Source organism: Aquamicrobium sp., from assembly GCF_023954335.1.
GTDB lineage: Bacteria > Pseudomonadota > Alphaproteobacteria > Rhizobiales > Rhizobiaceae > Aerobium.
The window spans coordinates 461,915-485,939 of the sequence record NZ_JAMLIE010000001.1 but is presented as its reverse complement, the minus strand read 5'-3'; the positions used below and the strand labels follow the sequence as shown (position 1 = coordinate 485,939).

The 24,025-nt window shown below is 61.5% G+C and carries 22 protein-coding genes and 2 tRNA genes; 13 read left to right on the top strand and 11 right to left on the bottom strand.

The window, feature by feature from the left end:
• Positions 1-51: 51 nt before the first annotated feature.
• The 4 genes from M9945_RS02455 to M9945_RS02440 form a co-directional block, all read right to left on the bottom strand.
• Entirely contained in the window at positions 52-3,036 is a 2,985-nt protein-coding gene (locus M9945_RS02455; protein WP_367943253.1) for a PriCT-2 domain-containing protein, read from the bottom strand.
• 50 nt (positions 3,037-3,086) lie between these two features.
• On the bottom strand, positions 3,087-3,446 hold the full coding sequence (locus M9945_RS02450; RefSeq protein WP_367928891.1) for a hypothetical protein: 360 nt from the start codon (positions 3,444-3,446) through the stop codon (positions 3,087-3,089).
• A gap of 187 nt (positions 3,447-3,633) precedes the next feature.
• On the bottom strand, positions 3,634-3,954 hold the full coding sequence (locus M9945_RS02445; protein ID WP_367944745.1) for a transposase: 321 nt from the start codon (positions 3,952-3,954) through the stop codon (positions 3,634-3,636).
• Between the two features lie 255 nt (positions 3,955-4,209).
• Positions 4,210-5,373 carry a porin gene (locus tag M9945_RS02440; protein WP_367928892.1) on the bottom strand — a complete coding sequence of 388 codons (1,164 nt, stop codon included), beginning with the start codon at positions 5,371-5,373 and terminating at the stop codon, positions 4,210-4,212.
• Positions 5,374-5,675: 302 nt separating this feature from the next.
• On the opposite strand from M9945_RS02440, the gene M9945_RS02435 reads away from it, so the two are divergent.
• Positions 5,676-6,383 carry a hypothetical protein gene (locus tag M9945_RS02435; protein ID WP_367928893.1) on the top strand — a complete coding sequence of 236 codons (708 nt, stop codon included), beginning with the start codon at positions 5,676-5,678 and terminating at the stop codon, positions 6,381-6,383.
• Between the two features lie 529 nt (positions 6,384-6,912).
• Here the strand turns inward: M9945_RS02435 and M9945_RS02430 are convergent.
• Entirely contained in the window at positions 6,913-7,986 is a 1,074-nt protein-coding gene (locus M9945_RS02430) for an integrase (protein WP_367928894.1), read from the bottom strand.
• A 95-nt stretch (positions 7,987-8,081) separates the two neighbouring features.
• Positions 8,082-8,157, bottom strand: a tRNA-Val gene (locus M9945_RS02425).
• A gap of 210 nt (positions 8,158-8,367) precedes the next feature.
• On the opposite strand from M9945_RS02425, the gene M9945_RS02420 reads away from it, so the two are divergent.
• The 11 genes from M9945_RS02420 (at position 8,368) to M9945_RS02370 (ending at position 15,571) form a co-directional block, all read left to right on the top strand.
• A complete protein-coding gene (locus tag M9945_RS02420) occupies positions 8,368-8,568 on the top strand; it encodes a hypothetical protein (RefSeq protein ID WP_367928895.1) in 201 nt (66 codons plus the stop codon).
• 140 nt (positions 8,569-8,708) lie between these two features.
• Complete coding sequence (murA, locus tag M9945_RS02415; RefSeq protein WP_367943252.1) at positions 8,709-9,998, top strand: UDP-N-acetylglucosamine 1-carboxyvinyltransferase; 1,290 nt, start codon at positions 8,709-8,711, stop codon at positions 9,996-9,998.
• A gap of 206 nt (positions 9,999-10,204) precedes the next feature.
• Positions 10,205-10,642, top strand: a complete 438-nt coding sequence (locus M9945_RS02410) for a DUF2948 family protein (protein WP_367943251.1) — start codon at positions 10,205-10,207, stop codon at positions 10,640-10,642.
• Between the two features lie 14 nt (positions 10,643-10,656).
• Complete coding sequence (gene hisD / locus M9945_RS02405) at positions 10,657-11,955, top strand: histidinol dehydrogenase (RefSeq protein WP_367943250.1); 1,299 nt, start codon at positions 10,657-10,659, stop codon at positions 11,953-11,955.
• 5 nt (positions 11,956-11,960) lie between these two features.
• Positions 11,961-12,443: a UPF0262 family protein gene (locus M9945_RS02400; RefSeq protein WP_367943249.1), complete on the top strand. Its 483-nt coding sequence runs from the start codon at positions 11,961-11,963 to the stop codon at positions 12,441-12,443.
• 9 nt (positions 12,444-12,452) lie between these two features.
• Complete coding sequence (locus M9945_RS02395; protein WP_367943248.1) at positions 12,453-12,890, top strand: low molecular weight phosphatase family protein; 438 nt, start codon at positions 12,453-12,455, stop codon at positions 12,888-12,890.
• Positions 12,891-13,005: 115 nt separating this feature from the next.
• Entirely contained in the window at positions 13,006-13,224 is a 219-nt protein-coding gene (gene infA, locus M9945_RS02390) for a translation initiation factor IF-1 (protein ID WP_006200926.1), read from the top strand.
• Positions 13,225-13,257: 33 nt separating this feature from the next.
• Positions 13,258-13,890 carry a Maf-like protein gene (locus M9945_RS02385; RefSeq protein WP_367928900.1) on the top strand — a complete coding sequence of 211 codons (633 nt, stop codon included), beginning with the start codon at positions 13,258-13,260 and terminating at the stop codon, positions 13,888-13,890.
• Between the two features lie 2 nt (positions 13,891-13,892).
• Positions 13,893-14,099, top strand: a complete 207-nt coding sequence (gene yacG / locus M9945_RS02380) for a DNA gyrase inhibitor YacG (protein WP_367943247.1) — start codon at positions 13,893-13,895, stop codon at positions 14,097-14,099.
• 182 nt (positions 14,100-14,281) lie between these two features.
• A tRNA-Phe gene (locus tag M9945_RS02375) sits at positions 14,282-14,357 on the top strand.
• A gap of 164 nt (positions 14,358-14,521) precedes the next feature.
• On the top strand, positions 14,522-15,571 hold the full coding sequence (locus tag M9945_RS02370; RefSeq protein ID WP_367928902.1) for a GAF domain-containing protein: 1,050 nt from the start codon (positions 14,522-14,524) through the stop codon (positions 15,569-15,571).
• Between the two features lie 841 nt (positions 15,572-16,412).
• Here the strand turns inward: M9945_RS02370 and M9945_RS02365 are convergent.
• Both M9945_RS02365 and M9945_RS02360 read right to left on the bottom strand, forming a co-directional pair.
• Positions 16,413-18,332: a phage tail tape measure protein gene (locus M9945_RS02365; RefSeq protein ID WP_367928903.1), complete on the bottom strand. Its 1,920-nt coding sequence runs from the start codon at positions 18,330-18,332 to the stop codon at positions 16,413-16,415.
• Positions 18,325-19,518 (bottom strand): S49 family peptidase, encoded by a 1,194-nt coding sequence (locus M9945_RS02360; RefSeq protein ID WP_367928904.1) that lies wholly within the window; start codon positions 19,516-19,518, stop codon positions 18,325-18,327. Before M9945_RS02360 ends, M9945_RS02365 begins: the two co-directional genes overlap by 8 nt.
• 456 nt (positions 19,519-19,974) lie before the next feature.
• Between M9945_RS02360 and M9945_RS02355 the strand changes: the two genes are divergently transcribed.
• Positions 19,975-21,326 (top strand): IS3 family transposase gene (locus tag M9945_RS02355; protein WP_367943246.1). Its coding sequence is split into 2 segments (ribosomal slippage): positions 19,975-20,311 and positions 20,311-21,326, totalling 1,353 coding nucleotides; the frame shifts between segments, so codons are not numbered across the junction.
• On the opposite strand, the gene M9945_RS02350 is transcribed toward M9945_RS02355, so the two are convergent.
• The 3 genes from M9945_RS02350 to M9945_RS02340 form a co-directional block, all read right to left on the bottom strand.
• Positions 21,286-21,852 (bottom strand): hypothetical protein, encoded by a 567-nt coding sequence (locus M9945_RS02350; protein ID WP_367943245.1) that lies wholly within the window; start codon positions 21,850-21,852, stop codon positions 21,286-21,288. The genes M9945_RS02355 and M9945_RS02350 overlap by 41 nt on opposite strands.
• Complete coding sequence (locus M9945_RS02345) at positions 21,839-22,300, bottom strand: hypothetical protein (RefSeq protein WP_367943244.1); 462 nt, start codon at positions 22,298-22,300, stop codon at positions 21,839-21,841. The genes M9945_RS02350 and M9945_RS02345 overlap by 14 nt, the downstream gene beginning before the upstream one ends.
• Positions 22,301-23,102: 802 nt before the next feature.
• On the bottom strand, positions 23,103-23,774 hold the full coding sequence (locus M9945_RS02340; RefSeq protein WP_367943243.1) for a hypothetical protein: 672 nt from the start codon (positions 23,772-23,774) through the stop codon (positions 23,103-23,105).
• Between the last annotated feature and the right edge of the window lie 251 nt (positions 23,775-24,025).

Below are 24,025 nucleotides of genomic sequence, written 5' to 3'. Positions count from 1 at the left end.
GGGAAACTGGAGGCGGCTCTTTTCGTTCTACGGGCGTTTGTCGCTACGGGGTCATTCACCGGCTTCCGAAGGGCTCCCGGCCGGAAGAAGGCAGGTATATTCAATCCCCCATTCTCCCGAAGCGCCCTGTTCGCCCTGAAGTTCCGGCGCGCGGCTGAGGGTATCGCTCGACAAGGATGGAGGAAGTTCAGGGTTTCCCATAGAGATACCTTTAATGAATAAACGTGAACTTCTCCCGTAGGGTGCCTTGGCCCTATATGTCGAAACAAACCCCTCGTCCCACGGCAGAAGATCACCGTTAGGGTTGTGCTTGGTAGCGATCACACAGGTGCGCTTGCGTTCGACCTCGACGCCTCTCACCTCCTTCAGATACCCGATGACATCATCATCAAGCACCGTGGTCAGTTGCGTCTTGCTGATGCCGAGATGCGCCGTCATGTCAGCCTTCTCGACCATGTTGCCCTCGATGGTCGCTTTCCGGTCAAGATAGTCGGCAAGCTTCAGTTTCCTCCCCTTGAGCTTGTAGACAGGCCGCCAGTCCTCGACCTTGGCCTCGGGAAAGATGCCGGTCAGGATGTCGCTCGGCAGGCTCTTGGCCGAATAGATGACGTACAGATGGCAACCGGGAGGACATGAGTCGCCTTCCGCCTTCCTGACGGCCCCGCGACACGCCGCCTGAAAGACATTGTGCCTGATCTCCCCGAGGCGGGTCTTGATGTAGTCGGACTGGGCAAGGTCGTCCTCGGTTCTGAGTTTCTTCGCGCCCCGAGCAAGGGCCTCGTAGTGGGGAGTGCCGTATTGCAGGGTGCTGACGAGGATGACGTGATTGCAATCGACAAACTCGTTCGTCGCCGTGTGCTTTCCCCATGTGCAGAACCTCAAGCGGGTATCCCAAGGAAGCAGGTCTCTCAGTTCGCGTTCGATGTCAGCCGTGCTTGCGTCCTGCTTGAAATGGATGACAAGGATTTTTTCGTCCTTCGGGATGCTCCTTATCGTGGCGACGATGCCATCGTAGATTTCCCACCGGCCCTTTTTCCCGCGCTTGAATTGATCCTTGCCGGAGCCTCGGTTCCAGTGATGAATCGTCAATCCCGAATATCGCTTGCCGGGGCTGTGGAGGAATCTCAGTCCCTTCCTGTCGTCGTGCCAGAAGCGATAGGTCTGCCGCAGATGGCCGGAGGCGTCACAGACAAGCAGCGGCCCGAGGTCGTCGGGGAACGCATCGTCATAGTCGAGAACCACGTTGCCCCTGTTGTCGTCCCTGACGCGCACCGTCCGGCCGGAGAGCTTCCATAGAGCTTCTACTGCTTTCCGGTCATCGTCACCCTTGAACAGGCCGCGGACATCATCCAGTCTGATCCTGAAACGTGCGATGTCGGGCATGTCGAAAACGGCTTTGCCGTCCGTTCCTTTCACCCTGTCGAACAGGTTTTGCAGTTCCTCGACTAATTCCCGATGGCCGCCGCTGCTCAGACCCTTCCAGAGATTGGAGATGTCCCATTGGCCAAGCGTCACGCTGTTGGTGGGCAATATAGCCTCGTCCCAGATTCGGACCTGACGCGGCTTCCCGCCGAAATGGAATATGTCGATGTCCGCGAAGCGGTCTTTCCCCTTCAGGTAGGCCGTGAGCATCTGCTGGGTCGTGAACAGAACCCGCGCCCTGTCAGGCAGGTGGTTTCCGAGCGGCACCTTGTCCTCGTAGCTCTGGCTGACGATGGTGGCGAACTCGTCCTCTTTCAAACCCATGCCGGCAATCAACTTCTCGATCTCCTCGACACGCGACAGAAAGACGATCACCCCGACATCATCATATTCGGGCGTCCTGACGATCTGCCGGATGGCTTCACGCATCGTCGTCGTCTTTCCGATTCCTGTCGGCAGGGAGGAAATCAGGAAGTCCCGGCCCAAGGCATCATCGCCCTCGGCCATGGCCTGAACGACCTTGGCGATTTCCTCCATCCCGGCATAGTGGTCCGGTGACGGATTGCTCTTGTTGCCGTCCGTGAAGAACCGTTTCACCGCCTCGATTGTGCGCTCGGCCAGATCGCCGGGGTGACGCTCGATGCTGATCTTCTCTGCGGGAAGGCTTGCGTCGCTCGTTTGACCCCGCCAACCGTTCTGCTTGGCAAGATGCAGCACGGTCCCGACGGTGACGGGATTGCCGTGGCTGTCGCTGAACGATGCCCATGCCCTCCGTTGGTTCTTCGGAACGTAGTTTCCTGCCGTCGTCCCCTTCGACCAATTGTCCCACATCCCGAATGCGTCGTCCGATCCACCGGATTCAAGATGGAGGGCCATGCCGACTTTCAGCCAATCGTCCCGGTCGTCGGAGGGGATGAAGGCAAGAGCATCCCGCAAGCTGTCAAGATCGGCTAGGCCCGGCGCTGTCCTGGGGGCGGCATGTGGCGTGTCGTCAATCCGGCTGTCGGTTCCTCCAGCGAAGGCGGACACGACCTCCTCCCGGCTATAGCGGCAGGGAGCGCCGTCATTGTCCCATATGATCTCGACCGGATGAGGATCGCCCTTCCGGTGGAGTGTCCCCGGCAACCGCAACACGCGAGATATGTCGGCCGCGTTCTCGTCGCTACCGTAATCCCGAACCATGGAAGCCATAACCCGCCGGAAGTCTTTTCGTCCCTCGTCGTCCGCTGGCCAGTCACCTTCGACCAGCCAATAGCGATGATACTTCCCCGGCGACGACTGGACCGTCAGGCTGGGTGGCAATGGGAACCTGATAGCCTGAAGCGTCCTTCCCGTATCGTCCTCGCTCCAGATTGCACGAATCCGCGTGACGTTCTCGCCCTTGCGCGGCCGTCCGTCCGTGTCGTTCACCGTCACCGCAATGCCGAAGCCTGATTCATTCGCCTCGGCGAGTTCCTGAGACACGTCCGGCAGGCGGCCTGTAACGGTCTTTCCGCCAGTTCCCTTCTCTATGCCAGTTCCTTTCTCGATGAAGGTCTGGAAAACGAAGGTATCGGCCTCGGGGTCGAGATACTGGAGAAAGAGGTTGGCCTCGTACTCATTATATATGTTCATTCTACACCTCTTGTCGGGTGGTTGGTCGTGCTGACGTATGGTGGAAATGTTCAGATCGTCTCCGGCAGGGCCTCGAGTATCGCGAGCGCTGAAGGGTCGATGTCGCCCTTGACCTTCTCGCGGATGCACCGAAGTAACCCCTGCCGTGTCGTGCAGTATGCCGCGCCATCCCATTTGGGGGTGTCCCTACGGCGCTGTTGAAGAATCCACTGGATGGCGTCCTTGCAGACGATGACCCGCCACCGATCGTTCAGGATGGAGACGACCCGGAAATAATCGTCCGACTGTTCGCGTCCTGAAAGCCGTTCCTCGGGCCGTGGAGTACCGATTGGGGCGGGTTGCGGCTCGGGGATGAGTAGAGATACCTCGGCAGGAAAAATCTCGGCCAATCGACCGTCATCGAAAAGCATCGTGCTCTCCTTTTGTTGTTATCGTTAGATGCTGTGGTTTGATGATAGAGGGGAGAGATAGCCACCGGGCGCGGACCAATGATGATGCCCGTAAGGTTGCCGGATCAGCTTCGGTGAAGCGAAAAGTTTCTCTACCCCTATACCTTAGTATCCCACAAAAAGCCGACTTCGTCAAGAGGCCCCTAAATTAGCATCTGGCGTTCAGGCCGTGTAGACGAATTTGATCAAGCATAGGCCGGCAGCGAAGCCTGACGATGGATCGGAAGTTGCGTGCGGTCTTTTCGCAGCGCAGGGTGACGCGTTTGAAGCGCTTGAGCCGCCTGAAGCCTTGCTCGATACGAGCGCGCGCCTTGTAGAGTGACTTGGCGAAGAAGGTCGACGTGTTTTTCTCGTTGGCCTTGTGAGGGATCACCGGGGCGATGCCGCGTGTTCGCGTGGCGGCGCGATTGGCCTTGCTGGAATAGCCTTTGTCGCCCAGCGCGGCGCGTGAGGTGATGTCCGGACCGATGTCGAGCAGGGTTTCACGCCTGGGTGCGAGGACGGTTGTCGTTTTAGGTCCTGCGGAATCAGGTTATCCGCCCAATCAGGCGCTCGCCCTCGTCCATGTGCTCGCATGCACAGGTGAACCTGGATACTGCCCATCTTGGGCCTTGGCTGTTCGTCTCTGTTTGGTTCGATACTCATCCGATCAGTGGCAGTTCCAAAAAAAAAAAAAGAACCCGGCGGTTGCCCGCCGGGTTCCTTTTATCCAATCCGGGAAGGATCAGAAGAAGCGCGAGAAGCGGATGAAGCCCGACACGCTGTCGCCATCGAGGCCCCAACCCGGAACGGTGTCGAAGTCGGAGTAGATGACCTCGCTGCGAACCGTGAAGTTCTCAACCGGGGTCCAGACGGCAGCGAGTTCGAGCGCCCAGCCGTCGAGGCCGGTGCTGATGTCGGTGCCGGCGACGTAGAAGTCGCTGAAGTACTGCGCACCGATCGACGCGCCGAACTGGGCGTTGAACTGGTGATGGTACGAGGCCAGGACCGACCACTCGGGGCCGCCAGCAAGGCCCGGACCCGCATTCCACGCCGCCAGACCGGTGCCGGTGAGCGGGTTGAAGAGGTTGTCGCTGTCGGCATAGTAGCCGATCAGGCGGAACGACGAACCCGGCGCGCCCGGAATGTTGTAGTGCAGGCCGGCGGTGACGCCGAAGCCGCTGTCCACCGCGTCACGCCCGGTGGTGTTGATGTCGGAGTCGTAGCCGACCTTCAACCATGCAGCGCCCCAGCCCTGGTTGACACCGACGACACCGACGAGGTCCGGCGTGTAGTTATTGATCGCGGTAGAGACGTTCTGCGTCTCGTCAAACTCGATCGAGCCGGTGGCGAAGAAGCCGTTGGAGCCCGAGAAGTTGTACTGGATCAGGTGGGTCTGGTGGTAGCCGTAGAAGAAGCCATTGTCGGTGTGCGAACCGCCGGCAGCGACGCCGCCCTGCGGGGTGCTGACCCACGCCGAATCGGTCCAACCGGTGCGGAAGCCGCCGAGCGACAGCCAGACGTGGTTGACGAGCTGAGAGCCGCTAAACTCGGTATTGGTCTTCTGCAGATCCAAGCGGACATAGCCGCGCAGCAGGCCATACTCGGTCTCCGAACGCGCATCGAAATAGATGCGGCCGCGAGCACGAGAATGCCACTGGTCATTGGCCATGCCGTTATAGTTACCGATATCGCTGTCGGCGGTGCCGTACTGGGCGCGGACTTCACCACCGATGCGCAGGCATGTCTCGGTGCCCGGGATGTAGAAGAAGCCGGCGCCGTAGACGTCGCAGACGCGGACGTATTCGACGGGTTCCGGCTCGGCGATGACGATGGCGTCGGCAGCCTGGGCGCCGGCGGTGGCGAGAGCCACGGTAGCGGAGCCGAGGATAAGGCTCTTGATGTTCATTTCTGACCTCCAGTCAAAGTTAAAAGCGGGTCTGGGTATTTTTGCTGAAGGACAGCGTTCCCTGCCCCATCCCCAATCCTCGAAAAAGACACGCATGCGCGCCCCTTCTTCGAGCCTGAAGATACGCGGGGAAGGCACGTTTGCAATTGAAGATCGCTTCGTATGCCTCCATCCTGCCACGGTCTTGCCGGCGGTGTTGCATAATCGCCACGATTCTAGGGGGGCCGTTAGGAACTCGTTAACTTCTGGCGGCTTCCGCGATACTGAAATGCTCAGTACGATGCGAATCGAGAGGAGGACGCATGACTACCCGGCGCAGACTTTCCCGCGATATTCACAAGGCGAAACTCGCTCGCCGTGAAGATTTGGAGGGACAGCTCGTCCACCTCGTTGAGCGAGCGCTTAAGAAGCATGACCCTACGGCATTGCCAACATCGGTTCGGGTTGCAGCGCGATTGACCGCCGTCATTGCCTCGCAGATCGTTACACAAACTCAAGTGGTTCAGCGAACTCTGCTGACCCTTGAAGACGACATCTCAGAGTACGGTACCGAGTTCGTTTCACAGCTGTTGAGAGAAGGGCAGAAGGCGAAGGAGCGTCGGGTTGAACGCTTCACTGCCTCACCTCCTTTCGCTCCTGCCAATTCTGATCCGGTACAATTAGCGGATGATTGGGCCGGACCGGTTGCAGGTCCGACGGCGATCGAACGATATTATGGAATACCGCGCTCCACTCTCTATAGATGGCAGAAGCTCAATGAGGCTGTAGCGCTGGGTACTCGAACCAGCAGCAAGCCGGTCTTCCCGCTGAAACAGTTTGTTGACGGCCGACCAGCGGCCGGGATCGCCGAGTTGATTCAGATCTTCGGCGACGCCCGAAAAGCGTGGCAATGGCTTGTCCAACCGCATCATGACTTTGAAGGCCACCCTCCACTCGACGCCCTCATCAATGGGAAGATAGAGCAAGTTTTAGACTCTTCTCGCCGAGACCTGTTTTCGCCCTCGTGCTAATATTACAGTGGCGATTTTGATTTGATGTGGGATTGCTGGGCTGCGGCCTGATGGGCTCGTCGCCAAAGCGACCATGCGATGATGCGTGCGGGCTGGATTTACCGCCGCGCGAGGCGGGTTGCAATGCGGCGGATTTCCTGCACGGACCAGCGGATCAATGGCGATGTGCGGCGCAAGACCGGCTGGACGCATTCGTGCCTTTACCTGCCGCAGTGACGCTGCCCAAAGCTCAAACGTCGCCTCTATCGATGCACCTGTCATCCATGATCTCCGAATCATGGAAACCCATGGATTCAGAAGTCAGGAAAAATCGTAACTATAATGCGCAGAGCTAGAGTAACCCCGAACGGGTGGACGAAAAGAAGGTGAAGTGGAGCGGCCTCCCGTCTCGGCGCAGAAATGCTGAACCCCTTGGTTTCCATGGGGTCCAGCGCGATCAAGCAGCATGGATGTCTGCAATATGCTTATCGGTGTCGGAAGAAGGCGGGATTAATTCCTCAAACGGGGACTCCCGCCATTTCGCATACGTCTATTCCGCCGCCACCTGTGACGCCTCGGAAGCCGCCGCATGCAAGGAGCCCATGCCGAACTTCGCCCGGATGCTGGCGTGGCTGGCGTGTGCATAGCGGAACAGCATCCGCATGTCCCTGTGACCTGACACCGATGCAACCTCGGGAACCGTCAAACCTAGCTCGAACAGCCGGGAGATAGCTTCGTGCCGGAGGTCATGAAAATTTAAATCCTCTAACTCGGCCCGCTTCGTCAGCCGGTCCCATGCGAGGCGAAGCGCAATCGGAGTAGTGGGGAACAGCCTGCCGTTCTTCGTCTTCTCGTCGTTACCCATGCGGCCGATAGCGTCGGTCAGAATCGCCACGGCAGCAGAAGACAACGGGATGGTCCGGGAGTAGCCATTCTTTGACTCTCTGACGGTCGCTGAATGGCGTTCGAGGTCTATGTCGCGGACACGTAAGGCAAGAATCTCCCCGCGCCGCATGGCCGTCTCCAGCGCGAATTTGATGATAGGGACGATAAGCGGGTTGCGCGTCTTCTTCCCCGCCTCAAGGAGCTTGCTCAACTCCCCTTCCCTAAGCCGCCGCTGCCGCTTGTTGTCGATCACCTTGAGCTTGAAGCGGGATAGGGGATTCTCCCGCAGGGGAACGTCCCATTCATCCATCGAGACTTGCAAAAGCCTCTGAACCGGCGACAGCATGCGCTTGGCGGATTTGGCGGTGATCGGCTTGACGCTGCCCTTGCCCTTTATCCTCTCGTCCTTCCACTTCACAAAGTCGGCGGCTGAAAGCTCGGAAAGGCGTCTCTTGCAGATAGGATGACGAAGGAACGCGGTGAGCATTTCAGCTTCTTTGTAACCAGCCTTCTTGTCCGGCAGAACGGTATCCCGATAGCGGGTCACCAGTTCGCCAAGCGTGATCGTCTCAAGAACTTTCCGGTCGGGACCAAGTTCGCCCCGGTCTGCCTGTCGTTCCTGAAGCGTTGCCCACTCCTTCGCGTCGGAGAGCTTGTGGAATGTTTTGGTGATCGTGGGCAGTCCCTTCCGCCGAACCCTCACCTGATACTTGTCTCTGTGCCTGTGAATCGAAGCCATTGGCGTCTCCTTGGAGCCATAGTGGAGCCAAGCAGCCGACTTCATTTTCTTCTAAGGCACGGTCTTCTCTAACATTTTGATTTTGTTAGAGAAAATGGTGGGCGATGACGGACTCGAACCGCCGACATCCTCGGTGTAAACGAGGCGCTCTACCAGCTGAGCTAATCGCCCTCCTGAAAGCGGACATTTAAGCGCCGGCACCCGGTTGGGCAAGCCGGAAACATGCCGCGAAGCCTGTTTGGACAGCTTGCCGCCGGCGCGCCCCCCCCCCCCCGCAGCCGATGCGGGCGGGCGGGCGGCCGGGCCGGATTGGCGCGTGGCCGGCATTCTGCTATGGCTGCGGCGAACGGGGCCCGGGCCCTCGACTGTGGTTCACGACGCATGCCGCCATCGCACGACAACCCTTCCAGCCGCGAGGACGAGAAGAAGGCGCGGCTCGCCGAGCGGTTGCGGGCCAACCTGCAACGGCGCAAGGCGCAGGCCCGCTCGCGCCGGGCGGGCGAGGCGGACCGGCGCCCGGACGGGCTCGCGGGCACGCGCGGCGAGGACGGGCTCGACGGGGACGGGCGGGGCGAGGACTGAAGGCCGGCGGCGGCGCATCGCCCCCGGTTTCAATCAGCAGTTTCGCCAACAACATGATTGATCGCAACCGGCTGCCGGGCTAGACGAACCGGCTTCGGCAGGGAAATTGGCAGGCCGGCCAGCCGGCAGAGGAACAGCGCATGGATCGCATCAGGATCGTCGGCGGAAACGAACTCAACGGGTCGATCCCGATCTCCGGCGCCAAGAACGCCGCGCTGCCGCTGATGATCGCCTCGCTGCTGACCGACGGCACGCTGTCGCTCGACAACGTGCCCCACCTCGCCGATGTCGAGCAGCTGACGCGCATCCTCGGCAATCACGGCGTCGACTATTCGGTCAACGGCCGGCGCGAGGCGCAAGGCTCGGCCTATGCCCGGACCATGAACTTCACCGCGCGCAACATCGTCGACACCACCGCGCCCTACGAACTCGTCTCGAAGATGCGCGCCTCGTTCTGGGTCATCGGGCCGCTGGTGGCGCGCATGGGACAGGCGCGGGTGTCGCTGCCGGGCGGCTGCGCCATCGGCACGCGGCCGGTCGACCTGTTCATCGACGGCCTGCGCGCGCTGGGCGCCGAGATCGACATCGACGTCGGCTATGTCGACGCCCGCGCGCCGAAGGGGCTGATCGGCAACCGCTACGTCTTTCCGAAAGTCTCGGTCGGCGCGACCCATGTGCTGATGATGGCGGCGACGCTGGCCAAGGGCGAGACCGTGCTGGAGAACGCCGCCCGCGAGCCGGAGGTCGTCAACCTCGCTGAATGCCTCAACGCCATGGGCGCGAAGGTGTCGGGCGCGGGCACCTCGACCATCGTCATAGACGGGGTGGCGGCGCTGTCGGGCGCGACGCATCCGGTGATCCCCGACCGCATCGAGACCGGCACCTACGCCATGGCCGTGGCCATGACCGGCGGCGACGTCATCCTCGAGGGCGCGCGCGCCGACCTGCTGGAAGCCGCGCTGGAGGCCATCGAGCAGGCGGGGACCGAGGTGATCCGCCTCGACAACGGCATCCGCGTGCGCCGCAAGGGCGGCGTCATCCGCCCGGTCGACATCACCACCGCGCCGTTTCCCGGCTTCCCGACCGATCTCCAGGCGCAGTTCATGGGCCTGATGACGCGGGCGCAAGGCCGCTCGCACATCACCGAGACCATCTTCGAGAACCGCTTCATGCACGTGCAGGAGCTGGCGCGGCTCGGCGCGAGGATCACGCTCGCCGGTCAGACCGCCATCGTCGACGGAGTGGAGCGGCTGCGCGGCGCGCCGGTGATGGCGACCGACCTGCGCGCCTCGGTGTCGCTGGTCATCGGCGGGCTCGCCGCGGAAGGCGAAACCATCGTCAACCGCATCTACCACCTCGACCGCGGCTTCGAGCGGCTGGAGGAGAAGCTATCGGGATGCGGGGCGATCGTGGAGCGGCTGAGTGAGTAGGAAGGAGTGAATAGGGAATAGTGAGTAGAGAGTAGTTGAGCACTCAGGGGCGATTGCGCCCTGTACCCGGCTCCTCCCCAAATCCTGTTCACTATTCCCTACTCACTACTCACTACTCACTACTCCCCTCTTTCAGTTGCGCCGCACACCAAGACGGCATAACACCGGAAGGAAATCGGTCCCGGTTCCCGGATAGTGCATCGCTCATGTCGCATCTCAAGCTTATCGCCCTCGACGAACAGGATCTTTCGGTCGTGTCCGCCCATGTGCAGGACGCGGTGATGAAGGTGGGCGACCTCGACTGGCGGCCAGTGGAGCGGCGCTTCATCGCCGCCGCCAACCGCTTCGTCTGGGAGAACCGGCAGGGCTTCCTGCGCCGCAACAACGAGCGCCGCCGCGCCGCGCTGCATTTCGAGGCGGTGCGGAGCGTCAGCTCCACCGGCATCGCGCGCGACAGGCCGGACGAGGTGCTGTCGCTGCTGGCCATCGGCTTCACGCCGGGCGTCGAGGCGCCGGCCGGCACGCTGGAGCTGGTTTTCTCGGGCGGAGGCGCCATCCGGCTCGAGGTCGACTATATCGAGGCGCGGCTCGCCGATCTGGGCGCGGCCTGGGACACCGCCTCGCGCCCGCAGCACAAGACGTAAGGAAGCGTTCCGCCATGCCGCTGCGCCTCGACCGCGCCGATCCCGATTTCGAAACCCGCTTCGCCGCCTTCCTCGCCACCAAGCGCGAGGTGTCGGAGGACGTCGATGCGACGGTGCGCGACATCATCGCCCGCGTGCGCGCCGAAGGCGACAAAGCGCTGATCGACTACACCGCCCGCTTCGACGGGCTCGACCTCACCGCAGCCGGGATCAGGATCGGCGAGGCCGAGGTCGACGCAGCGATGAAAGCCGTCGACAAGGATACGCTCGCGGCGCTGGAGTTCGCGCATGAGCGCATCGCCAGCCACCATGCGCGGCAGATGCCGAAGGACGACCGCTACACCGACGCGCTCGGCGTCGAGCTCGGCTCGCGCTGGAGCGCGGTCGAGGCGGTCGGGCTCTACGTGCCGGGCGGCACGGCGAGCTATCCGAGCTCGGTGCTGATGAACGCCGTGCCGGCGAAGGTCGCCGGCGTCGAGCGCGTCGTCATCACCGTTCCCTCGCCGCGCGGGCAGTTGAACCCGCTGGTTCTGGCGGCGGCGCGCCTTGCCGGCGTCTCCGAGATCTACCGGGTCGGCGGCGCGCAGGCGATCGCGGCGCTCGCCTACGGCACCGAGACCATCGCGCCGGTGGCCAAGATCGTCGGGCCGGGCAACGCCTTCGTCGCCGCCGCCAAGCGGCGCGTGTTCGGCACGGTCGGCATCGACATGATCGCCGGCCCTTCCGAAGTGCTGGTGATCGCCGACGCCGCCAACGACCCGGCATGGCTGGCCGCCGACCTGATCGCCCAGGCCGAGCACGACGCGGCCGCGCAGTCGATCCTCGTCACCGACGATGCCGCCCTCGCCGACGCGGTGGAGAAAGAGGTCGCGCGCCAGATCGCGCGCCTGCCGCGCGGCGAAACCGCCGCCGCGAGCTGGCGCGACTTCGGCGCGATCATCCTCGTGCGCGATCTGGAAGACGCCGTGCCGCTCGCCAACCGCATCGCGGCCGAGCATGTCGAGCTCGCGGTGGAGGACCCCGACGCCCTGCTGCCGCAGATCCGCAACGCCGGGGCAGTGTTCCTCGGCCGGCACACGCCGGAGGTGATCGGCGACTATGTCGGCGGCTCCAACCACGTGCTGCCGACGGCGCGCTCGGCGCGGTTCTCCTCGGGCCTGTCCGTGCTCGACTTCGTCAAGCGCACATCGGTGCTGAAGCTCGGCCCCGAGCAGCTGCGCGCGCTCGGGCCGGCGGCGATCGCGCTGGCGCGGGCGGAGAACCTCGACGGCCACGCCGCCTCCGTCGCCATCCGGCTGAACCCGGGAGGCTGAGCGCGATGGGCCAGCCGGACGCCAGTGCCCGCCTGATCGACGTCGAGCTGGACGAGACCATCGGCCGCTCGACGCCCGACGTCGAGCACGAGCGCGCGGTAGCGATATTCGACCTGATCGAGGAGAACTCGTTCCGGCCGGTGGGCGATTCCGGCACCGGCCCCTACCGGCTCCGGCTGTCGCTGGCCGAGGCGCGGCTGGTCTTCGCGGTGGCACGCGAGAACGGCGACCCGGTCGCCACCCACATCCTGTCGCTCACTCCGTTCCGCCGGGTGGTGAAGGACTATTTCCTGATCTGCGAAAGCTATTACGAGGCGATCCGCTCCTCGACGCCGTCGCAGATCGAGGCCATCGACATGGGCCGGCGCGGGCTTCACAACGAAGGCTCGCAGACGCTGATGGACCGCCTGACCGGCAAGATCGACGTCGATTTCGACACCGCGCGGCGCCTGTTCACGCTGGTCTGCGTCCTGCACTGGAAAGGGTAGGCGCCGGTGGTGTCGGGCGCCCGCCCTCCCCGCTCGATCCTGTTCCTGTGCGGCATGAACGCCATCCGCTCGCCCATGGCCGAGGTGCTGGCGCGCAAGGTCCTGCCGGCGGGCACCTTCGTCGCCTCGGCCGGGGTGCGCGCCGGCCAGCGCGACCCGTTCGTCGACGCGGTGCTGGACGAGAAGGGCCTCTCGCTCGGCCAGCGCCAGCCGCAGCGGCTCGACGACATGGAGGACGCCTATTTCGACCTGATCGTCACGCTGGCGCCGGAAGCCCACCACGCCGCGCTCGAGCTCACCCGCTCGCTCGCCGTCGACGTCGAATACTGGCCGACCGCCGACCCTTCCACCGCCACCGGCACGCGCGAGCGCATCATGGACGCCTATCGCGATGTGCGCGACAGGCTGGAGGCGCGCATCACTGAACGGCTTGCTAAAAGGGCGTGAAAAAGGGGCGTGAACAATGCGCGAATAAGCGTGTTCACAAAGCGGCCGCAATCATATAGGTTCCGCGCAAGTTTGCGGCCGGGCGGCCGGAAATCCCAATCAAGACAGGTATCGGATGCCGAAGGAAGAAGTACTGGAGTTTCCGGGCGTCGTCACTGAACTGTTGCCGAACGCGATGTTCAGGGTCAAGCTCGAAAACGAACACGAGATCATCGCACATACGGCCGGGCGCATGCGCAAGAACCGGATCCGCGTGCTGACCGGCGACAAGGTTCTGGTCGAGATGACGCCCTACGACCTGACCAAGGGCCGCATCACCTATCGCTTCAAGTAGCGGCCTTTCGCCACCCTTGCCGACGGACCTGCGATGAACGCCCCTTCCAAGCTGGTGCTCGCCTCGGGATCGCCGAGACGGCTCGCGCTTCTGCAGCAGGCAGGCATCGAGCCCGACCGGCTCTATCCCGCCGACATGGACGAGACCCCGATGCGGGCCGAGCATCCGCGCTCGCTCGCCAAGCGGCTGTCGCGCGGCAAGGCGGAGAAGGCGCTCGAGGGGTTGCGCGCCGACGGCGCGCCGGAAGCGGGCGGCTTCATCCTCGCCGCCGACACGGTGGTCGCGGTCGGCAGGCGCATCCTGCCCAAGGCCGAGACGACGGACGAGGCCTCTAACTGCCTCCGCCTCCTGTCGGGGCGCTCGCACCGCGTCTATACAGGCGTGTGCCTGATCACGCCGGCCGGCAAGGTGCGCCAGCGCCTCAGCGAGACGCGGGTGCGCTTCAAGCGCCTGTCGCGCGAGGAGCTCGACGCCTATCTCGCGGCCGGCGAATGGCGCGGCAAGGCCGGCGGCTACGCCGTGCAGGGGCTGGCCGGCGCCTTCGTCGTCAAGATGGTCGGCTCCTACACCGGCGTCGTCGGCCTGCCGCTCTACGAGACGGTCGGCCTGCTCACCGCCGACGGCTACAAGGTGCATCCGGCCTGGCATGCCGGCGCGAGGGCCTGACGATGCCGGGACCCGACGACACGCAAGCCAAGGTCACGCCGCTGCGGCCGAAGCGGCCCTGCCCGGAATGCGGCAAGCCGTCCTCGCGCGCCGACTATCCGTTCTGCTCGCCGCGCTGCAAGAACATCGACCTGAACCGCTGGCTCTCGGGCTCCTACGCCATCCCGGCGACGGAGGACGACGAGAAGCCGGAGGAGAATGGCGGATAGCCCGATCGGCGATCGCGCCGCGCCGCCTCTTTCGGCCTCCTGCGCCGGCTCGGCAAAAAGCTGAGAAAACCCCGGCCCGCCCGCTGGACAGGGGGAAAACTCATGCTATAACCCACGCGCTTCCGGCGGATCGCCAACATCGCCGGGGCCGGGACGATCCGCACGGATTTCCCCACTGGAATGCCCAAGTAGCTCAGTTGGTAGAGCATGCGACTGAAAATCGTAGTGTCGGTGGTTCGATTCCGCCCTTGGGCACCATTTTTTCTCTAATTTGCTTTGTAATTCAATTGGTTAGATGAAAGATAGGATGAGTAGCCCACCTTTTCATCCACCTTTAATAATTGATTGAGGACGTGCCATAAGCACGCGGCGCTTGCGCTTTTCCACAGTTCGCGTCACGTTTGCGCAAACGGGAGGGGAGCATGGAGCAAACGAATACGTTTAAAGATTTCTTCTCGCGCTTTGCTCAACGAAACTCGCACAACGAAACTGCAGCAATCGCTTTGCAGAGTGCGGTGCTGCCCATTGCAACGGCGCTTCTTGGCGTAGCCACGGTCCCTCTGTGGGAGTTTTCATGGTACATCCCGATCGTGGCATGGCTGTTCCTGCTCATCTTTTATGCTCTTGTCTGGCGGAAATCACACCCAGCTCATAACGATATTTATGGTTTGCTCCTTCAGAAGAGCCGAGACGAAGAGGATTTGGAGCGTCTAAAGACAGAAAACGACGAATTTGAAGAAATCGTTATTGATCTATATTATAAGAATATAGCATCCTTTTCTCTTAGGGCAATGTCAATTGAATACATTAAAGCAATACGGGATGGTAATAACTCTAAAGAATATCTCAGCGAAATGATCGATGAGATCATGTCTCCTTTCTATATGGCTGGAGATTCCATATTCGGATTCGAGATATCAGAAAAATGGAGTATCGGAGTATATATATACGATCCGACAGATGGCGTGCTAAAATCCGCTTGGCGAAAAACCTCAGGAACCCACCCTTCTAAAGGTCGCGTCGGCCGGGATTGGATTCCTGGCGAGGGCCATGTAGGCAAAGCTTTTCTCGACCGACGACCAATTTTAACCGGCAATGCGAATGAAGATTCCGTTGCTCAATTGTGCCGGGCTCGGGCTTCAAAATGGCAGGATCACGACAGTGACACATACGTGTCCTTTACTAGTGTACCTATATCAATAACTGATGACGATGGTATCGACCCGTACGGAGTGCTCGTCGTCACCAGCGATATAGAAGGAAGGCTCGCAGACGAAGCGGTCACCGAACTCCTGATGCACGTAGCTCAAACATTAGCGCTGATACTGGAAATCACAGGTGTCAGCACCATTTGCCTAGTACGCCCAAATCACTGTATGACGACTGCAACGGAGGGAGCGAACGATGTGGAAAAAGAGAGGCAGCGTGTCGGTCAAGACGGTCGAGATACAGACTGTGAAAGTCGCCCGTAGTCTTGCGTCAAAAACTGGGAATCCCGCGTCTGAGAAGGCGGACTTCGCTCGCAAGTTCGTCGAAGAGACGCGTTCACGGTCGCGAGGACTTCACCCTGCTCTAAAGCAGATTGAGCACGCGAGATAAGCCGCCTGTTCGGTTTCTTCGCAAATCAAGGAGCGCTTCGCCGCGTTCCGTTCTCTTGCGGCGCATGAGCGGCTACAGAACCGGGTGCTGTTTTTCTTCTGCAAGAACGGCTGACCACAACATGCGCAGGGGACCGTCGGCCGGCTGGCGCCCCCCCTGGTCTCATGCCGCGGGGCGCAAACTGTCGCCGCGCAGCATGTTTCACGCAGAGTGTTTCACGTTTGAACCACTGAAACAGATGCCTATGCATGGGAAGCGTCCGACGCTGCACTGCCCTCGTGGATGTCGACCATAGTGTGAAGAACCGCGATCAGCTCGCCCACGAGTTTCAAAGCGATGGCGATGTTGTTGGAAAGCGCCCCGCCGAGCTCGCCCGATCCTTCGCGAGCGAAACGCCACGATCGCCTGGGCGTCGTATCCGGCTACGAGGTGGCTAGCTGCATCGGCGCTGAAGCCACCTGATCATATCGCCGTCACCGGTCAAAAGCCGCCAAATCCCATGGCGGTGCTCCAGACGAAAATGAGCATAGGACCACGGTGTGAGGAAGCACCCAAGGTACAGGACGGCGCGCGCCTTCCGCAGAACCGTAAGCAGCATCTCACAATCTTGGTATGCTACGACGATCCTGTCATCCTCAACCAGCGTGAGAGGATCGACATCGAAATGGAGCCCGACCGGCCCCGAGCAGAACTCGGCCGATGTTCGCGCAAAGATCATTCCGCTGTCGTGCCGGGCGCGGGCATGGTCCCGCGATTGCCAGAGACACCCGATCCGATGCCGGACACGTTCGCATTGACATTGATGGTTCCGACGCCGGCCTTAAATGCCCGTGCGGCTTCCTCGCCGATCCGGCGGCCGACACCGTCGAGGCTTCGAGCCAATGTCGTACCACCCTGTGCGCCAAGATCCTCACCGGCCCGCACCGCCTCCTCGCGCAGCTTCCTGCCGCCGTTCGCGAGCGCCTCGTCGATTGCGTCGGCGACGCCATTGGGATCGGAGCGGAGTACATGCATCGAGTCGCGCTCGGCATCGCGATGCGATGGCGCCCGCGCCGCCTGAGCCAGCTCGACGGCTAATGCGTTATTGCCGGCGTTGTAGCTGTCATACCTTCCAGTCGGTGTCGCCTTGATGCCCATGCGAAAGGCATGTGGCACACGTGCCTGCCGGCTCCAGCGCGCCGCGTCGAGTGATGCCGCCGTCGCCTTGTCAGGCCGCATCATAGGAATCGGCCCCTCGATGGGAAAACCCGCCTTGTCGGCCGGAAGGGACTGCGAAACTGTCGATTGATGCATCCTCGCGGCGAGCTCTTCACCGATGGCATTGATCGCCTCGCGTTGGGAATCTCGGCCGTATCCGACCTCCCACTCCATGAGCCGTTGTTTCGTATCGTCCGATTGGTAGTGTCGATAGGTCCAATCTGCGCGCTGAAGCGCCGACATTCCCTGGCCGGCAAGGTGATCGCTGAGCGACATTCCGGTCTCGAGATCGCTGGACACTCGATCCATGATCGAGGCGCCGCCCATTTTGTAGAGTGCCCGGCCAACACTGTTCGCCAGACGATCCCAGGAGTTTGAAAGCGCATCGATGGCAGCCTGGCCGTCGTTCGAGAATCTCTTCACCCCTTCCGCAACTGTGCCGGCGGCCTTGTCGGAACTCTGAAGCAGCTGTTCGAACTCCGACCAGTTATTGATCAGCGATCGCATGCCGACCTGCATCTGCTTGTCGGTGAAAAGCTGCGGCAGCTTGGAAAGGTCGCCCTTTACCGCCTGAAGGGCGAGGTCCTTGAAGGTTTCGAGCACGTCCTTGCCGTCGCGCCGCGCCGTCGCCATGGCCTTGCGCACGTCGATGCCGAACTTCTTGAAGTTGTTCGCTACCGTCTCGCTCTGCATCTTGGTGAGCACGTCCATAAACGACGTAGCGGCTTCGCCCGACGTCCCTGTTTCCATGCGGACGGTCTGGAGGGCGACGGCAAGCTTTGTGACTGCCTCCTCGCCGCGATAGCCCAGCGCAGCGAAGGCAGGAGCGAGGGATGGCAGCTCGGCCGCCATGTCGCGAAGCTCGAATTTTCCGGCTTTGCCGTAGTACGCCAACAGATCGAAAGACGTTTCCATCTGTTTTGCCGTGATGCCGAATGCGTTGGCGATAGAGTCGGACGTCGTCGATATGTCGGCAAATTCCGATCCGGTGGCGTGGGCAACGCGGGCGAGATGCGGCATGAGTTGCCCGATCTCGTCGAGATTTTTCCCCGAGGCCGCCAGTTCGGCCACGCCACTCACGACCTCTTGAAAAGGCATGCGCACTTCTGCCGCGAGGTCACGCATGCGCCGGCCAAAGCGTTCTGTTTGCTCGACGGTCGCGTCTGCAGTATCGCCAATGCGACCGAGCTGGCGATCCATCGCAGCGTAGTTTTTCGTCGCATTAACTGCGGCCGCGGTCGACAGCACAGGCGCGATCAGCCTCGCGGTTGCGGCATATGCACCGTTTGCCGATCGGGCGATTAAAGCCTGGCTGCGGTTCACGGCCTTGGCCTTTCTGTCAACCGCTTCCATATGGCTCGAAAGCTGGCGGAATGCCGCCATGTTTCCGAGTTTCGATGAAAGGCGCAGTACAGCCTCGACAGTGCGCTTACTCATTGGTCGCCTCCCCAGAGCCCCTGCGATCGCGCTTCCTGTACCTTGCTCGGGCAATGGCGGAGAGACGATCACCTGGCCTCGATGCCTGCCGTGCGGCGCCCGCTTCGTGCTCTTCGTCGGCAGCCTGCGAACCTGTCTGGCTGCGCGGCTGCGTCGCATGCTGGCCCCAATAATCGCGGGCATGTGCGTTAAGGCTCTGGCGTGTCCGCTCTTTTCGGTCGACGCTTGAAGGCATGGGGGAAACTCCTGTGTTGGATCCTGTAGTCTCCGCGAGGTTATGGAAGGCGGCCGAGGCTGCGGCGTGTGAGGAATCGTAGCGACGAAAACCGGAAGGAGCCGACTTGCGAGACAACTCGGCCAGAACTGTTTCAAACGATCCCACGTCATCCGCCAGGCCTGCTTTCACCGCGGCCCTGCCGATGAGGGTTCGGGCTTCAGTCTGGCGTGCTGCCGCGGCTGATAGGCGGCCGCCACGGCCCTTCGCAACCGTCGAAACAAAAACCTCGTAGAATGAATTTACCTCAGCCTGCAGGTCGGCGCGCACCGCGGCCGAGAGAGGCTGAAACGGGTTCGCGTCGACCTTGTGCGCGCCGGCATGAATAAGCGTCGGCTTGATGCCTTCACGATCGAGCTGCTGACTGAAATCGGCGTGCAGCAGCACGACACCTATCGAGCCTGAGACGCCGGTTTCCGTCGTCACGATCTTTGTCGCACCCGACACGATGGCATAAGCTGCTGAGCAGGCCATGCCGTTCACGACGGCGACCGTGCGCTTCTTTGCGGCGAGATCGCGAACCAGCGCGGCCGTCTCGAAGGCGCCAACTGCCTCCCCGCCGGGCGAATGCAAGTCGAGAATGACCGCATGGATGTCGTCATCCGCCATCGCGGTTTTGAGCTGGTGGCCGATACCTTCGTAGGAGGTAAGCCCTGAGTTCGCTCCGACCCAGGCTCCGCGATTGACCAGGGAGCCGGTGATCGTGATGATCGCCACACCGTCCGCCACATTGAACGGGCTCGTTTCCCATGAGCCCCCCGCATACGGAGAGCCTTCAAACTGGCTGGCTTCTGGCATACTGACGCCGATGCGCCCAGCGAGGACGGAGAGGATTACCTGAGCCTTGTCCTGCGTGATCATCAGCGGCCGATTGAGAACACGATCCGCAATGTGGAAAAGCTGGGCGCTCATGCTTCACCGCCTATGGCGCATGCACGGCAGGCAAGAGGATGTTGGATTAGGTTTTCCATGATCAACTACTCAATCTCCAGTCCAGACTGAATGATCCGTGCTGCACACGTGCACACGTGCATGCGTGTACCGCTTTCTGACCACATCCACTGGCGAAGTTTCGGGGTCCCCCGGGCCCGTGTGGCTTGGGAAAGCCGATACGGTCCCTAGACCCGGGGGGGCTGAGCCTCGCTGTCGATGCATGAGAGGAGTTCCGATGTGGGCGCGAGGAGGAGCGCGGGATCGGCATCACCCCGACGTGAGATGTAATTGCCGGTGGCATCCTCCATCTCTCGAAGGATCATCTCCTCGCTGAGCTCGGCTGCGAATTGTCCGGCGTCAGCACTGATGGGACCAAATCGGCTTAACTGAGAACGGAGGATTTCTGGTTCATCGTAGCCTTTCAAAGGAGCGAAGATGAGACAGAAATCCGGAACCGGGAAAGCGCCGGCAGAGCAGGTCATCAAAGACATCCGCCGCGCAACCCGCAAGCAATATTCGGCCGAGGAGAAGATCCGCATCGTGCTGGAGGGCTTGCGCGGCGAAGAGTCGATCGCGGCGCTGTGCCGGCGCGAGGGGATCGCGGAGAGCCTTTATTACACCTGGTCGAAGGAATTCCTGGAAGCCGGCAAGAAGCGGCTTGCCGGGGATACGGCGCGCGCCGCCACCAGCGACGAGGTGAAGGTTCTGCGCAAGGAGGCGCGCGATCTCAAGGAGGTCGTCGCCGAGCAGGCGCTGGAACTGCGGATTCTTAAAAAAAGCATGATTGCGGATGGGGGCGACGACGAATGAGATACCCCGCATCCGAGAAGCTGGAGATCATTCGGCTCGTCGAGCAGTCGCATCTGTCGGCGCGGCGCACGCTGCAAAAACTCGGTATTCCGCGCTCGACCTTCAATCGCTGGTATGACCGTTTCCTGGCCGGCGGTGTCGATGCGCTGGAGGATCGCAGGCCCCGGCCGAACCGGGTCTGGAACCGCATCCCCGAGGAGAAACGCGATCAGATCATTGAGCTGGCGTTGAACGAGCCGGAGCTGTCGCCACGGGAACTGGCGGTCACCTTCACCGACACGAGGGGCTACTTCGTCTCGGAATCCTCAGTCTATCGCCTGCTCAAGGCCCACGACCTGATCACCAGCCCCGCCTTCATCGTCATCAAGGCCGCCGATGAGTTCCACGACAAGACGACGGCGCCCAACCAGCTCTGGCAGACCGACTTTACCTACTTGAAGGTGATCGGCTGGGGGTGGTTCTACCTGTCGACCGTGCTCGACGACTTCTCTCGCTACATCATCGCCTGGAAGCTGTGCACCACGATGAAGGCCGAGGACGTCACCGACACGCTGACCATCGCGCTGCAGGCTTCTGGCTGCGACAGCGCCAGGGTGGTGCAGCGGCCGCGGCTGTTGTCCGACAACGGCCCCTCTTACGTCTCTTCCGACCTGGCCGCATGGCTATCCGACAAGGGCATGGAACATACGCGCGGGGCGCCCTGCCATCCTCAGACCCAAGGCAAGATCGAGCGATGGCACCAGACGTTGAAGAACCGCATCCTGCTCGAAAACTACTTCCTGCCGGGTGATCTCGAGCAGCAGGTCGCGGCGTTCGTCGATCACTACAACCACCGCCGCTACCACGAGAGCCTCGACAATCTCACCCCTGCCGACGTCTACTTCGGGCGCGGCGATATCATCACGCTGGAAAGGGAAAGGATCAAACGCGAAACCATCAAACAGCGTCGCTTGCTTCATCGAGATGCAGCGGCCTAATGTGACAAACCTGATGGACCAGAGCCTCCGTTAGCTCACGCCGCCTGTTGTCCCAAAAACCCTGACGACGGACAGGCTCTACGGTCGTAGTCCGCTGCTTGAAGACGTAGGGGTGGACCGCGAGCATGCCGGCCTCTTGGAGAGACTCCACGGCGGCCTTGAGCATGCGCTGAGGATAGCCCGGCCGGTCGTACCGCGTGGTTTCCCTCTGGCCGTTTCGGGTGGAGATGGCGAGGCGCTGCCCGTCCTCCCGGCTGGGGCTTAGGGCGAGGTGCGCAAGGTTGGCCGCGATGTTGCCCATGAGGAAGTGGCGGCGGAGGGTGGCGTCCTTGCGTTCGGACCTGATGCGGGAGGCTGGTGGAGGCGTGGTGAGGACTTGGAGGTGGTCCGCGATGGTGGCTAGGGGCAGGCCCTCGGAGGTCAACCACGGGTCGAGGAAGATGGAGGAAGGGCCTTCCCTATTGTTCACTCGGAGGCCCACTCTCCCCCTCTCGCGTTCACTCAATCTCTCGTCAAGATGTTCCAACAGTGAGGCTCCCAACTCGGCCCATGAGGCGGATGAGGGCGATGGTGCGCTCCTCCTCGTCCTGACGGGCCTTGGCTTCCTCCCATGCGGACTTCTGGGCTTGTCGCACGGCAGGCCGCACCGCCTGCGCCACGGTCTCTATGGTGTCCCGGTCTATGTTGGCCGTCTCCTCGATCATCTCCCCAAGAAGGCGGAGGTAGAGGCCGCGCGGTCGGGGATACTTGGAGGGAAAGCGATAGGGGCTATCCCGGAAGTGGGTTCCTGATGCTCCCCTGAGCTGCTTCGCCTGCTTGGCGATGACCACAAGCGGAAACTCGGGGTAGCCATAGGGACCAATCTCGGCGTAGGCCGCCCGAACGCTGAGGACTATGAGGAATAGCTGCTCTCCGGTCTTACCCTCCCGATGGAGCCGCGCGAGGACGTTCCGGGCCTTGTCCTTCGGGGCCATGCTTCGCTGCTGGTCGTGGTCCTTAGGGCGGTCTTGGGAGGACATGAGGCTCTCTAGCCGGACGATGGCTTGGCGGACGTGGGCTTCGTGATGGTGCTGGCGATACCAGCCGAGCGCGGCCTCGCGGAACGGCACAAGCTCCGCCTTGGAATAGCTCGGCCTTGTGGGATGCCCATGGCGGGCTTGGCGCTCCATGTGGACGCGGCAATAGGTCTCTGAGAGGCCCTTTCTGGCTGAGCGTTGGGTGGGTCTCTGGCATCCCGCGACAACGCATTGCTCCGGGCCGTCTGGCGCTGGGGCCTTGGCGCGGCGCTTGATGTCGGCGGCTTGAGTACGCCTTCTGTTTCGTGAGGTCATGATGGTTCCCTGCAAAGAGAAAGGGGGACAAGGTGCGGCTAGGCTCCTCATCCCCCTGATGGTGATCTTGGTGGTTGGCTGGCTGTCCTGACCGCGCCCTCGCCCGGCCTTACCCCGGCTACTCCAACGCGGGAGTTGTCGCTTGGCCGGGCTATGGGTATCGGCAGATAATGAGGTTTCCTTGGTCCTTACAGGAGTAGGCCTCGCGGAACCATTGGAAATATTGTGCCCGTAGCTGGTCCTCGGTTGGTCCGGAAACAAGCTGGGCAAAGCCATAGATGGCCAAGAGCACCACGGCTAGTATGCCGATCTGGACTGCAATAGGGGCCTCGCCGGTTGGCATCTTTTAGCTCCTTGAAGAATAATTCCGGGATCATCGCGGGTGGAAGCTAAGAGCGGTAGAAGGACATCGCAGATACTTAGATGGCTGGGATGGGTAGAAGCCCTAGCCACGCAGCGGCCCATCCCCAAGCAACGCACCAATTCGATTGTGGAGCTTCTCTCTGAGTTCCTCGGGGGTAGTCCAAGTGATGTGGTTGAACTGCCGGGTATCAAAGTGGACGTGCTTGATGTGGTCCTCTCGACACATCCAGATAACCGGAATCCCTAGACCCTGAGCAAAGCCAGCTTCGTAATAGACGCCGCCGCGTGGAATAGCGGTCTCTGCTTCGCCTTCTCCAATGAGACCACATGTGAAGTCCGCTACGACAAATCGGGAGCGTCGAATCTCGGCAATGATCTCATCATCTATCTTGTTGTTATGCTCCTTCTGGTCGATCCGCATTGGCTTGTAACCGGCATCAGTGATTGCAGGCGCAATCCCCTTGTCGTATGCCTCGGCCACCTCCGCCCCGAACCACATCGCGACAAATCCCTGAAGGGAGTCTGTTGCGGCTCCTCGAAGTCTATCCAGGTGGGCGTGTCCGTCGAAGGTTAGGGCAAGCCCTGATTTATTCGATAATAGACCCTGCTCTACAGCAAAGGCGATTAGAGTTTCTACCTCATCAATCTCGATGGACTCAGTTGCCGCCAACAGTGCATCTTGTTCGGCCCAATGGCTATTCTCTCGCACAGGCTCCCCTACGACCCACATAACACGGCGGTCGTAGTAGTCCATAGTCTGCCCCAAGGCGGGTGTGTGAGTCGCAATCACTCGAAGAAGTCTATCGCGCCGATCGAATACAGCCAAGGGAATTGCTGCTTTCGATGCTTCTATCTGGGCACTGGTAACCTTGGGGCATTTGACACCAAGCCAGCGTTGGCCCACTAGCCACGTTGTGAGATATGCCTTTTGCCGAGCATTGAGATGACCCACGGTGGTCTTGGCGCTACCCGTTATTTCATACAATCCACCGGCTCTGGGGGAAT

Excerpts from the sequence above, each read along its gene's own strand:
- hisD (WP_367943250.1), top strand. The coding sequence starts at position 10,657 with ATGCCGCTGCGCCTCGACCGCGCCGATCCCGATTTCGAAACCCGCTTC.
- M9945_RS02345 (WP_367943244.1), bottom strand. The coding sequence starts at position 22,300 with ATGGCCCCGAAGGACAAGGCCCGGAACGTCCTCGCGCGGCTCCATCGG.
- M9945_RS02440 (WP_367928892.1), bottom strand. The coding sequence starts at position 5,373 with ATGAACATCAAGAGCCTTATCCTCGGCTCCGCTACCGTGGCTCTCGCC.
- M9945_RS02385 (WP_367928900.1), top strand. The coding sequence starts at position 13,258 with ATGAACGCCCCTTCCAAGCTGGTGCTCGCCTCGGGATCGCCGAGACGG.
- M9945_RS02365 (WP_367928903.1), bottom strand. The coding sequence starts at position 18,332 with ATGAGTAAGCGCACTGTCGAGGCTGTACTGCGCCTTTCATCGAAACTC.
- M9945_RS02455 (WP_367943253.1), bottom strand. The coding sequence starts at position 3,036 with ATGAACATATATAATGAGTACGAGGCCAACCTCTTTCTCCAGTATCTC.
- M9945_RS02420 (WP_367928895.1), top strand. The coding sequence starts at position 8,368 with ATGCCGCCATCGCACGACAACCCTTCCAGCCGCGAGGACGAGAAGAAG.
- yacG (WP_367943247.1), top strand. The coding sequence starts at position 13,893 with ATGCCGGGACCCGACGACACGCAAGCCAAGGTCACGCCGCTGCGGCCG.
- M9945_RS02340 (WP_367943243.1), bottom strand. The coding sequence starts at position 23,774 with ATGGACTACTACGACCGCCGTGTTATGTGGGTCGTAGGGGAGCCTGTG.
- infA (WP_006200926.1), top strand. The coding sequence starts at position 13,006 with ATGCCGAAGGAAGAAGTACTGGAGTTTCCGGGCGTCGTCACTGAACTG.
- M9945_RS02370 (WP_367928902.1), top strand. The coding sequence starts at position 14,522 with ATGGAGCAAACGAATACGTTTAAAGATTTCTTCTCGCGCTTTGCTCAA.
- M9945_RS02360 (WP_367928904.1), bottom strand. The coding sequence starts at position 19,518 with ATGAGCGCCCAGCTTTTCCACATTGCGGATCGTGTTCTCAATCGGCCG.
- M9945_RS02450 (WP_367928891.1), bottom strand. The coding sequence starts at position 3,446 with ATGCTTTTCGATGACGGTCGATTGGCCGAGATTTTTCCTGCCGAGGTA.
- M9945_RS02410 (WP_367943251.1), top strand. The coding sequence starts at position 10,205 with ATGTCGCATCTCAAGCTTATCGCCCTCGACGAACAGGATCTTTCGGTC.
- M9945_RS02400 (WP_367943249.1), top strand. The coding sequence starts at position 11,961 with ATGGGCCAGCCGGACGCCAGTGCCCGCCTGATCGACGTCGAGCTGGAC.
- murA (WP_367943252.1), top strand. The coding sequence starts at position 8,709 with ATGGATCGCATCAGGATCGTCGGCGGAAACGAACTCAACGGGTCGATC.
- M9945_RS02430 (WP_367928894.1), bottom strand. The coding sequence starts at position 7,986 with ATGGCTTCGATTCACAGGCACAGAGACAAGTATCAGGTGAGGGTTCGG.
- M9945_RS02435 (WP_367928893.1), top strand. The coding sequence starts at position 5,676 with ATGACTACCCGGCGCAGACTTTCCCGCGATATTCACAAGGCGAAACTC.